Source organism: Butyrivibrio sp. NC2002 (assembly GCF_000702265.1).
Lineage (GTDB): Bacteria > Bacillota > Clostridia > Lachnospirales > Lachnospiraceae > Butyrivibrio.
Map to the genome: position 1 here is coordinate 235,678 of NZ_KL370880.1, position 11,218 is coordinate 246,895.

Here is an 11,218-nt window from a genome sequence, read left to right on the forward strand (position 1 = left end):
AAAACAGTTTTTGTTCTGATCAGATGCTTCGCCACCATAATAAAGCAATAAGATTTTACGTAAGGCTTATTTCGGGATATAATGTGCAGGATAGTGTAATTAAGTTTTGGTGTTAACCGAAAAGACAGTACTTATAAAATGATTATGCCCGGTGGCGGAGGACGTAAAAATGTACGAAATCGGCAGTGAATTTAGTTTTGAGAGAATAAATGAAAGAGAAAACCTGTTAGAGGTATTTTCCCGCATAAGTGAGAAAAACAAAAAAAGCATTGAGTTTTTGCGCTGCGGAAGAGATGCCATAGGTTTCGTCTGTGATGATATTATTGCCAAAAATGATAAGGGCGTGGCTTTTATCCCTGCCTTATCCTGCGATTCTATGGTTAAGCCTTTTGAAGTTAGAGGCTTTGAAACCATATTCTATAAACTTTGCGAAGGCCTTGTAACAGATGATGCTTATCTCATCGGAGAGATTGAGAAAGCATTGTCTGATGGCAGATGCAAGGAAGAAAATATAACAGTTCTTTTGATGAATTTCTTTGGTGCTGCGGATATTTCAAAAACGGCAGCAGAACTTAAGGCAAAGTTCCCAAAGCTTACAATTATTGAGGATGTGACTCATATTATCATGGAGATAGAGCGCTATCTTGGAAGTGAAAACGATAGCGCTGATTATGTTGTGGGCAGCCTTAGAAAATGGATGGGAATACCTGACGGAGCAATTGCAGCAGGTAAGAATGAATTCCTTATGGGCGCTCTTACAGGTGACACGGATTTTGTTTCGCTTAGAATGCAGGCACTAAATGAAAAGAGTGATTACCTGAAAAATGGTGGTGAGGATCTGAAGGCTCATTTCAGGAGTCTCTTATCAGATGCAGAAGATAGCTTAAATGATGGGCTTGATCCGTATATTATGTCAGATATAAGTGCAGATTATTTGAGCTGCATTGATATTCTTTCCATATGTGAAAAAAGAGATAATAATTATGATAATCTCTGCGCCTTTTTAAAGGACCTTCCTCTTAGCGGCAAGGCATTTCATCTTCTTCCTTCTAAAAAGGATGAGAATTATACAGCATTTATGCTTCCTATAATCCTTGATATCGATTTTATGAGACGAAGCGCTATTACCGATGAAGGTAAAAATATAACAAGAGATGAATTCGAAAAGAGACTTGCAAAGAATGGCATCTATGCGCCTGTCCTTTGGCCGATATCACAGGAAGCTGCAGATATTTGCAAGGTATCAAAGGACTTTTCTGAGAATATGCTCACATTCTGGATCGATCAAAGATATGACAGATTCGACATGGAGCAGATAAGCAAAGTCCTTATGCATGAATTGTCAGTGCTTTAAGGAAACGGAGAGCAGATTTTTATGAAGCTTAGTGTGATTGTGCCTGTTTACAATATGGCAGGCGAAGATAAATTAAAGCATTGTCTCGATTCACTTGTAGCCCAGAGCCTTGCAGACGGAGAAATTGAAATAATAGCAGTAGATGACTGCTCTACGGATAACTCCTTTAAAATCATGAAGGAGTATGAAAAAAATTACCCGGGAAGATTTATTGCTGTTCACAGTATGAAGAATCATCATCAGGGCGGAGCCAAAAACATAGGTCTTTTCCTTGCAAAAGGTCAGTGGATAGGCTTTATTGATGCGGATGACTGGGTTGTTCCCGATTATTACGAAAGGCTCCTTGACAGAGCAGAAAAGACAGGAGCGGATATGGTAGGCTGCGATTACAGCCTGGTTGATTCTTATACCTTTACTCCGGGGCAGATTGTTCATAACAACTCGGAAGAGCAGACAGGAATAATGGACCACGAAAAGTACAGAAGGCTCCTTCTTGATACAGGAAGTCTTGTCGTGAAGATCTATAAAAGATACGTGGTCTTAGGAGATAAGGACCCGCTTAAAAATGGGAAAGATGCCCTTTGGGCGGATATGCCCTCTGAAAGTATTGATGATAAGGCGTATGAAAACAGGCTTGACGTTTTTCCTGAGGATATTTTTTACGAGGACAACGCCGTTAGCAATACCTGGATGCTCAGAGTAAAACACTTTGAGTATATCAAGGAGCCTTTGTATTTTTATTATCAGCATCAAAGCTCAACAGTACATACGATATCGAAAAAGAACCTTGAGGACAGGATGGTCGCCGGAAGGCAGATCTTAAGGGAAGCAAAGGATAACGGCTATCTCGATGAATTTCGTCCTGAAATAGAATTTATGTACACGGTTCTTTTTTATGTAAACACGCTCTTTTCAGCGATGCCAAAAAAGCAGCATATAAGTGGCTCTTACAGATTTACAAAAGAGATGGGAATTGAGATGAAAAAGGAATTCCCCGATTTTCAAAATAACCCCTACTATATTGAGAGGATTCATCCGGAAGAAAAGAAACTGATAAGGATGCAGATGAAGTCGCACGCGGCTTTTTATCTGTATTACAGGCTCTTATGGTTTTACAGGGGACTTAAGAAAAAACATTAAATAGGACAAACACTGGGAGATAAAATTGCACGATAGAATTTATGTATGTCACACTTTTTATCATGTGTATGTGGCATGCCTTAAGGAATTTCATATTTTACATGAATATAAGAAAACAGAAGGCTTTTCGGATAAAAAGGCAGCAGGCGGAAGCGATGGCTGCGGGAGAGCGACTCTTGTTCTTTCCAAAATGAGCAACAAATTCGGAAGCATGGTAGACAGAGCTCGGGAGTGCGGACTTTTTGAAGAAGTTATCGAATATGATGAAAAGATCGATACTTTTTTCCCGGAACTTGCGCCTCTTAAAACCAACACAGGATCTCTGTTTAAGAACATGATAAACAGAATAAAGTTCTGCAGGAGATTCGGACAGCTTCAGGAAAAATATGTGCCTGTGGATTTTAAGGCTTACAAGGATATATATGTTTTCTGCGACTCAGACCCGATAGGCTATTATCTGAATTATAAAAAGATAAGATACCATGCCCTTGAAGATGGCCTTAACTGTATAAAATACGGCGATCAGGCAAGATATGACAATAACGGGCATTTCAGGTTCAAGGCTTTTATGGCAAAGACGGGCCTTATTTTCATTCAGAATGGTTGGGGAAGATATTGCATTGATATGGAGGTAAATGACATATCGATTCTTGACTATCCATGCCCTAAGTATATTGAAGTAAGGCGTGAGCCACTAGTAGATGAACTTACAAGGTCAGACAAGGAGCTTATGCTTAAGCTCTTTGTGGAAAACATGGATGAGCTTAAGGAAAAACTTGCCGAAGGAAAAGATAAAAAGAGAGTTCTTATATTATCGGAGCCTCTCTGCGACCTTGATACCAGGCAGAGACTTTTCAGAGATCTGGTAACAGAATATGGAGAAGGCGCAGTAGTTATGATAAAGCAACATCCAAGGGATTATCTTGACTATGCCAAATATTTCCCTGATGTGATCCTCCTTGCGGGAACATTCCCTATGGAGATGCTTAACTTTATTGACGGGCTTAAATTTGATAAACTAGTATCTGTATATACGGTTGTGGATTCCATAAGATTTGTTGACGAGAAGATATTTCTCGGGGATGACTTCATGGACAAATATGAGGCACCTGAGATCCACAGGCTGAATGAACAGATTATTGATAACTGATTAAATGGGAGTTTTATGAGAAAGATATATAAGAAGATGATGGTGCTACTTGATGAGCGCCAAAAGAAACAGATGGTTTTGATAATTGCCATGATGCTAATAGGCGGTATATTGGAATCACTTGGAATTACGATGATCGTGCCTGTAATGCAGATAGTCATAGACCCGGAGGTGGTGTCTGAGAACGTTATTCTTTCCGGAATCTACAATGCATTTGGCTGTTCAACCACTACGCAGCTTGCAGCGATAATAATGACCGCGCTGATCCTTGTTTTTGTGATCAAAAACATATTTTTGTATTTCCTTAATGTGGTACAGCTAAGGTTTGTTTACACCAATCAGTTTGCCACATCACGCCGCATGATGATCAACTTCATGCAGAGACCTTATGAATATTATTTAAATGCAGATACTTCTGTTATACAAAGAAACATAACATCAGATGTAAATAACATGTACGGCCTTATCCTTAGCTGTCTTCAGCTTATATCTGAGATCATTGTATTTACATGTCTTGTGGTCATGCTTCTTACTCAGGATGCAAAAATGACAATGTTCATAGCATCACTTCTTGTTGTAGTGCTTCTTGTCATCAAGTTTGTGATCAAACCTGTAATGATAAAGGCAGGTCAGGACAATCAGGACTATTACAGCGGACTCTTTAAGTGGATAGAGGAGTCTGTTACCGGAATAAAAGAGATAAAAATATCAAATAAAGAAAACTATTTTATAAACGGATACGCTAACTGCGGAGCAGGCTATGTTAATGCGGTTCAGAAATATAATCTGTACAACTCAACTCCCAGGCTCCTTATCGAAACAATATGTATTGGCGGTATGGTCGGATATATGCTGATGGTTATGCTTGGCGGCGGAAGTCTTCAGAAGATGATCCCGCAGATGTCCGTACTTGCAGCGGCAGCAGCCAGACTCCTTCCAAGTGCAAACAGAATAAACAATTACCTTACGTCAATTTCATATTTTGAGCCATTCTTCATGAATGTTAGTGATAATCTTCAGGAAGAAATAAACGACGGCTCCATTTCATACAGAGCAGAGGACTATGAGAAGTTTAACGATGTTACAAAGCTCCCTGTTCATAAGACTATCGAGCTTAAAAATATAACTTACCACTATCCAAATTCAGAAGCCTATGTTCTTAAGAATGCGGATATGACAATCCCTGTTGGCAAATCTGTCGGTATTGTGGGAACTTCAGGTGCCGGCAAAACTACAATTGTTGATATAATGCTCGGTCTGTTAAAAGTAGAAACAGGTGAGATCCTTGCTGACGGAGTGGAAGTAAGAGATCATTATCCTGAATGGCTTAAAAATATCGGATATATTCCACAGACAATTTTCATGCTTGATTCTACGATCAGGAAAAATGTTGCATTTGGCATACCTGATGAGGAAATAGATGACGATAAGGTCTGGGCAGCACTTAAAGAGGCTCAGCTTGATGAGTTTATCAGATCTCTTCCCGAGGGACTTGATACTTCAATAGGTGAGAGAGGTATCAGACTTTCAGGAGGACAGAGACAGAGAATAGGTATTGCAAGGGCTCTTTTTGAAGATCCTGAAGTGCTGGTACTTGATGAGGCAACCAGTGCTCTTGATAATGAAACAGAAGCTGCGATCATGGACTCAATCAACAGACTTCACGGAAAAAAGACTCTCATCATAATCGCACACAGACTTCAGACTATTGAGAAGTGTGATATGGTTTACCGCGTAAACGGTCAGAAGGTTACAAAACAAAGATAAACAAGATAAAATAAAGAAAAATATTTGTGGGGATAAGTAGATGCTGAAACTAAAGACAGTCAGAAACAGATTATTTCAGTTAAAGAAATATCAAAAGCCTATGGAAGTATGGCTTTTTCCGATCATATTGCTCTTATATCCCCTTTTTGGAGTATCTCAGGGAATAGATATTTCAGATACCACCTATAGCCTTGGCAATTATATATATAGTGATGCTCTTGATCCTATGTGGTTTCTTGCAACTTTTATTCCGAATGTACTTGGTAAATTCCTTACATTCCTTCCCGGAAAAGGCAGTATGCTTGCAATGAATTTCTACTGCACTTTTATTATCAGCATCACCGCACTTGTGGCATATTATATGCTGCAAAGATGGATCCCGGGCTGGATGACATTTCTTGGAGAGATGATTGCAGAGAGCCTTTGCTGGTGCCCGAGGGTTATTCTGTACAACTATCTGACATATTTGTTTTTTACACTCGGAGTTCTTCTCATGCTCCATGCGATGACGGACTATGAGATAAAAAGATGGAAGTTTGTTTTGGCGGGAGCCTGCCTTGGACTTAATGTCATGGTGAGATTTCCCAACGTGCTTGAATGTGCTCTTATATTATCACTTCTTTATTATGAGATAATTCATAAGAGAGATTTACAGGAGATTTCAAGAAAGTTTTTTGACTGCGTTTTGGGCTATATTTTAGGAGCTGCTATTCCGCTTCTCTTTATCTGCGTGCTTTATCGATTTTCATCATATATGGGAATGATCTCATCCCTTTTTGAAGTGAGCAGGAATGCTTCCGATTATTCATCGGGCGGGATGATAATGTCTGTGCTTTTTGCATGGATCAGAAGCTTTTCAAATATGATAATCATGATTCCCTGTATGTTTGCTTCAGCGATCCTTCTACTTATGTACAGAGGAAGGTTTTACTGGATAAAAAGGATCGTATATATCGGCGGACTATTTGTGCTGATGTATTATTACTACAACAGAGGCGTCATCACAAGGACATATTCCTACTATAATTCCATGTTTGAAATATCACAGATGTTTCTTATATTCGGAATGGTATTTTTGCTTATAGGACTTACTCCTTATATTCATGGGCAGGCATCTGAGAGATCGCTTTGCCTTGCAGCTCTTTTGATAATTATCATCACACCTCTTGGAAGCAATAATTATACATACCCTGTAATAAACAATCTTTTCATTGTTGCTCCGGTTATTTTGTGGATGTTCAGGAGAGTTAGGCAGGCAGCAGGCAATAATGAGCTTCATTTTACCTGGAAAGCTATGTTTATGATGATACTTACCGTCCTGTGTTTTCAGGGAGGAATGTTCCACTTAAATTACAGCTTCGTTGATGGAGTTGACGGTACAAAGAGGGATGTACTTATAGGATCAAGCGAGATACCAAGAGCAGGAGGAATGCACACAACTCCCGCTAATGCTGATTCTGTATGCAGTGTGTACGACTATCTTGATGATAACGACCTCACAGACAAGAAGCTTCTTCAGTTTGGAAAAGCTCCGGGATTTTCATATCTCTTTGATATGGAACCTGCAATATTTACCACATGGCCGGATCTTGATTCTAATTCTACTGAGAAGTTTAGTGAAGCACTTGAAAATGTAGAAGAAAGTGACCTGCCTGTTATCATCATCAATTTCGACTTTGAAGGCGAAGTCCACGCTGGGGAGAAATATGAGATTTTATTAGACTTTATGGACAGGTTTGGGTATAATGAAGTCTTTGAGAATGGCAGGTTCGGAATTATGGTTCCGGATGCTATGTGATATTTGTTTTATTGAAAAGAGGAGTTATGAATAATTTATTACAACAGATAATGAAGTTTGGACTTGTAGGAGTATTTTGCTTTTTTGTAGACTACTTTTTGTATCTTTTTGCAAATCTGATATTTGAGAAATCGGGAATTGCCGCTATTTTTACCGGATATTATCTTATTTCCGCATTTATCGGATTTACGGTTTCGGTAGTCGTAAACTATATTCTCAGCTTCAAGTTCGTATTTGTAAGACGTGATGACATGAGCAGAAAAAAGGAATTTTTCATTTTCCTTGTGCTTAGCATCATAGGTCTTGGGCTCAATGAACTGTGCCTTTACGTTGGAATCGACCTTATATATATGAATTGGGGCTTCCTTCAGAGTATAATGAGTGAAGGATTTGCCAAGAATCTGTTCTTCAAATTCGGGGCAACAGGCATTGTTATGGTATATAACTTCGTTACAAGAAAGATTTTCCTTGAGCAAAAGGAAGAAAAGAACTGACTTTGCAAGCAAAATCCTTTTTTATCATAAGAATATGGCAGGTGATGCGATATGAGAATCAATTTTAATGTTCCGCCCTATACGGGAAAGGAAATGGATTATATCAAAATATGCGTTGAAAATCAGAAGATTTGCGGCGACGGTGAATTTACCAGGAAGGATAATGAGTTTTTTGAGAAAAAAACCGGAGTAGCCAAGTGCCTTCTTACAACTTCATGTACACATGCGACCGAGATGTCGGCAATCCTTGCAGGGATAAAAGAGGGTGATGAAGTCATCATGCCTTCTTATACCTTTGTATCGACTGCCAATGCTTTTGTACTAAGAGGCGCCAAGGTTGTATTTGTCGATATCAGACCTGATACAATGAATATCGATGAGAACCTTATTGAGGATGCTATCACAGAAAAGACAAGAGCGATCGTTCCTGTTCATTATGCAGGCGTTGGCTGTGAGATGGATACAATCATGGATATTGCAAAGAGGCATAACCTTTTTGTAATAGAGGATGCGGCTCAGGGTGTTATGGCAACATATAAGGGCAAACCGCTGGGAGCGATCGGCGATTTTGGTAATTACAGCTTCCATGAGACAAAGAATTACAGTATGGGAGAAGGCGGTGCTCTTTTACTAAGAGATGAGACCTATGTAAATGATGCGATAATCATCAGAGAGAAGGGTACTAACAGAACCCTCTATCAGCTTGGCAAGGTTGATAAATATACATGGCTTCAGCCCGGTTCTTCATATCTTCCAAGTGATATGAATGCGGCTTATCTCTATGCTCAGCTTCAGATGGCAGATGAGATCAATGACAGAAGAATGGATCATTATAACAGATATTATGAGGCATTTAGAGATATGGCGGATGCCGGACTTATTGAGCTTCCGCATGTTCCAAAGGAATGTGTTCATAACGCGCACATGTTCTACATAAAATGTAAAGATCAGGAGGAGAGAGCAGGACTTATAGGTCACCTTAAGTCCAACGACATCCTTCCTGCGTCACATTATGTACCACTTCATTCGTCTGCAGCCGGACTTAAGTACAGTAGATTCCACGGTGAGGACAGATACACCACTAAGGAGAGCTTAAGACTTTTAAGACTTCCTATGTACTATAGTCTTACGGACGAGGATCTGGATGAAGTCGTTATGAGAGTTAAGGAATTTTATAAGGCATTGTAGTTTTGATATGAAAAAAAAGAGAAGTATTTTTAACTACAACTTTATAATTACAGGTCTCATGGTCACTTGTTTATTTGTGATCGTGGGACTTTTGTACGATTATTTCTTCGATCTGAATGATGATGTTTTAATGAAGGATATTCTTTCGGGCATCTATACAGGAACACCGGAGGGGCACAACATTCAGATGCAATATCCGATCAGTTTTGCTATCAGCCTTTTTTATAAGGTGTACAGAGGCATAGACTGGTATGGAATCTACCTTGTGGCATGCCAGTTTGTGAGTATATTTGTGATAACGGAATTTGTCACAGGCTTTTGTGCAAAAAAGAAAACAGCTGCCGTGCTTGGAATTATCGCGGTATTATCTGTTATGGCACTTATGACAGGACATCTTGCGATAGTTCAGTATACGTATGCTGTCGGCCTTATGTGTTCTGCGGCAGCAGTTTTGTTTGCGCAAAGAAGAGATGCTCTCGCAGTGATAATGGTAGTCATTTCCTTCCTCACAAGATCTGAGATGACGCTCTTGATGCTTCCTTTTGTTTTGCTTGTTATCTTTTACAGATATATAGAGAACAGGAAAGAAAAAGGCGAGTTTAAAAGAAACGCGAAAGTAATCATCATAATGGCTGCATGTATAGCAGTTCAGGTACTTTTGCATAACGCAGGCTACTCAGACCCTGACTGGCAGAAGTTCTATGATTTTTTTGATGCAAGAACTGATGTGTATGATTTCTATCAGATTCCCGGATATGAGGAAAACAGGGCATTTTATGATGAGATAGGACTATCGGAGAGCGAATACGATCTTCTTGTAAATTACAATTTTGGAATAGATGAATATATCGATTCCGAGATCATGGAAAAGATAGCAGAGTACTCAAAACAGATAAAGGTTTCTGAACCTCTGGGAAGCAGAGTAAAACGCGTCCTTCCTTTATATTTATACAGACTAAGATATGTGGCATTTCCGAAATCTTTTGAATATCCGATGACTGATGCTCCGTGGAATATAGCTGCAGGATTGTTATATGTTATTTGTTTTGCGCTTATCATCATCACCAAAAAGTACAGCAGAACTTTTTGGGGGAATTTCCTGGCCGCTGCAGGCAGGCTTTTGATACTGTTTGGCGGAAGAAGTCTTATCTGGATGTATATTCTTGTGAGGGAGAGAGACCCTATCAGGATAACGCATTCACTTTATCTTATTGAGATAGTGGTTCTTCTTTGCCTTATCAAAATATGCATTGTGTCTTATTTTGAAAATGAGGATGTAAAAAAGAACACAAAAAATGCAGTACGGAAAACTGCGGCTATTTATCTGGCAGTATCCTGCGCTTTATGTATTGTCTTTATTCCCGCGCAGCATAAGGTTACGGAATCAGAGGTTAAGGGAAGAGAGCAGTACAACAGAGCTTATAAAGAATTGGAAGCTTTTTTCAGAGAGCATCCGGATAATTTTTATTATGTAGATGTCTATACCTCTGTTGCCTATGATGCATCAGGATATACATATTCACAGAAGATGTTTGATGATGTGGACAACAGCGCAGCTAACTGGGTTATCATGGGAGGTTGGGCATCAAAGAGCCCCGCAGAACAGGAAAAGCTAGAGCTTTTTGATCAGGGCGATGATATGGAGAGCGGAATCCTTCTTGATAACTCATTTGTAGTAGCAGACAAAGATGAGGCACCTTGGTGGATCATCAATTACTACGCTGACAGCGATACAGAGGTTTCGCTAAATCCTGTAAATGAAGTTGCGGGAGAGTTCACAATTTGGGAGGTTAGATCAGCTAATGGACATTCTTAAAGGGAAAAAGGTGTTCCTTAGACCCATTACTTATGATGACACGCAGAAGATAGTTGAGTGGAGAAATAACCCAAGGGTAAGGAATAATTTTATATACCGCGAGGTTTTTACAAAGAGCGGACATGAGCAGTGGATGAAGTCAAAGGTTGAAACAGGTGATGTAATCCAGCTCATAATATGCGAAAATGAAGGGGCAAGACCTGTTGGCAGTGTCTATCTAAGAGATATTGACAGGGCTAAGAAGGAAGCTGAATACGGCATTTTTATCGGCGAAGATGATGCAATAGGAAAAGGCTACGGAAACGAAGCAGCAAGCCTTATGTGTGCTTATGCCCGTGATGAAGTCCTGATAAACAGACTTATCCTCAGGGTCTTTAAAGACAATGAGGCGGCAAGAAAAAGCTATGAGCATGCAGGCTTTCGTTTTTTACAGGATCTTGATAATGTGGAATGCTCCGACGGAGAAATTAAAGATATGCTCCTGATGGAAAATAAACTTAGATAAATAGTG

9 protein-coding genes are annotated in these 11,218 nt (G+C 39.5%); all 9 read left to right on the forward strand.

The annotated features are described in order from the left end of the window. Nucleotides 1-169 precede the first annotated feature (169 nt). The 9 genes from T543_RS08215 to T543_RS08255 are packed head-to-tail and all read left to right on the forward strand — an operon-like array spanning nucleotide 170 to nucleotide 11,212. Nucleotides 170-1,354, forward strand: a complete 1,185-nt coding sequence (locus tag T543_RS08215) for a PLP-dependent aminotransferase family protein (protein WP_035767533.1) — start codon at nucleotides 170-172, stop codon at nucleotides 1,352-1,354. Between the two features lie 21 nt (nucleotides 1,355-1,375). Beyond that, nucleotides 1,376-2,494, forward strand: coding sequence for a glycosyltransferase family 2 protein (locus T543_RS08220; protein ID WP_035767534.1), 1,119 nt, complete (start codon nucleotides 1,376-1,378; stop codon nucleotides 2,492-2,494). Between the two features lie 25 nt (nucleotides 2,495-2,519). Then, the gene (locus T543_RS08225) at nucleotides 2,520-3,644 is read left to right on the forward strand and encodes a glycosyltransferase family 52 (protein WP_035767535.1); all 1,125 of its coding nucleotides are present in this window, start codon (nucleotides 2,520-2,522) and stop codon (nucleotides 3,642-3,644) included. A gap of 15 nt (nucleotides 3,645-3,659) precedes the next feature. Then, nucleotides 3,660-5,411 (forward strand): ABC transporter ATP-binding protein, encoded by a 1,752-nt coding sequence (locus tag T543_RS08230; protein ID WP_035767536.1) that lies wholly within the window; start codon nucleotides 3,660-3,662, stop codon nucleotides 5,409-5,411. A 40-nt stretch (nucleotides 5,412-5,451) separates the two neighbouring features. Beyond that, nucleotides 5,452-7,209 carry a hypothetical protein gene (locus tag T543_RS08235; protein ID WP_035767537.1) on the forward strand — a complete coding sequence of 586 codons (1,758 nt, stop codon included), beginning with the start codon at nucleotides 5,452-5,454 and terminating at the stop codon, nucleotides 7,207-7,209. 26 nt (nucleotides 7,210-7,235) lie between these two features. Continuing rightward, nucleotides 7,236-7,703 (forward strand): GtrA family protein, encoded by a 468-nt coding sequence (locus T543_RS08240; RefSeq protein ID WP_035767538.1) that lies wholly within the window; start codon nucleotides 7,236-7,238, stop codon nucleotides 7,701-7,703. Between the two features lie 51 nt (nucleotides 7,704-7,754). After that, nucleotides 7,755-8,891 carry a dTDP-4-amino-4,6-dideoxygalactose transaminase gene (rffA, locus tag T543_RS08245; protein WP_035767539.1) on the forward strand — a complete coding sequence of 379 codons (1,137 nt, stop codon included), beginning with the start codon at nucleotides 7,755-7,757 and terminating at the stop codon, nucleotides 8,889-8,891. Between the two features lie 7 nt (nucleotides 8,892-8,898). Beyond that, nucleotides 8,899-10,707, forward strand: a complete 1,809-nt coding sequence (locus T543_RS08250) for a TgpA N-terminal domain-containing protein (RefSeq protein WP_035767540.1) — start codon at nucleotides 8,899-8,901, stop codon at nucleotides 10,705-10,707. After that, nucleotides 10,694-11,212: a GNAT family N-acetyltransferase gene (locus T543_RS08255; protein ID WP_035767541.1), complete on the forward strand. Its 519-nt coding sequence runs from the start codon at nucleotides 10,694-10,696 to the stop codon at nucleotides 11,210-11,212. The genes T543_RS08250 and T543_RS08255 overlap by 14 nt, the downstream gene beginning before the upstream one ends. The last annotated feature ends 6 nt before the right edge of the window (nucleotides 11,213-11,218 follow it).

Bases quoted from the DNA above. Each gene is read 5' to 3' on its own strand.
- T543_RS08215 (WP_035767533.1), top strand. From the start codon at position 170: ATGTACGAAATCGGCAGTGAATTTAGTTTTGAGAGAATAAATGAAAGA.
- T543_RS08220 (WP_035767534.1), top strand. From the start codon at position 1,376: ATGAAGCTTAGTGTGATTGTGCCTGTTTACAATATGGCAGGCGAAGAT.
- T543_RS08230 (WP_035767536.1), top strand. From the start codon at position 3,660: ATGAGAAAGATATATAAGAAGATGATGGTGCTACTTGATGAGCGCCAA.
- T543_RS08235 (WP_035767537.1), top strand. From the start codon at position 5,452: ATGCTGAAACTAAAGACAGTCAGAAACAGATTATTTCAGTTAAAGAAA.
- T543_RS08240 (WP_035767538.1), top strand. From the start codon at position 7,236: ATGAATAATTTATTACAACAGATAATGAAGTTTGGACTTGTAGGAGTA.
- rffA (WP_035767539.1), top strand. From the start codon at position 7,755: ATGAGAATCAATTTTAATGTTCCGCCCTATACGGGAAAGGAAATGGAT.
- T543_RS08250 (WP_035767540.1), top strand. From the start codon at position 8,899: ATGAAAAAAAAGAGAAGTATTTTTAACTACAACTTTATAATTACAGGT.
- T543_RS08255 (WP_035767541.1), top strand. From the start codon at position 10,694: ATGGACATTCTTAAAGGGAAAAAGGTGTTCCTTAGACCCATTACTTAT.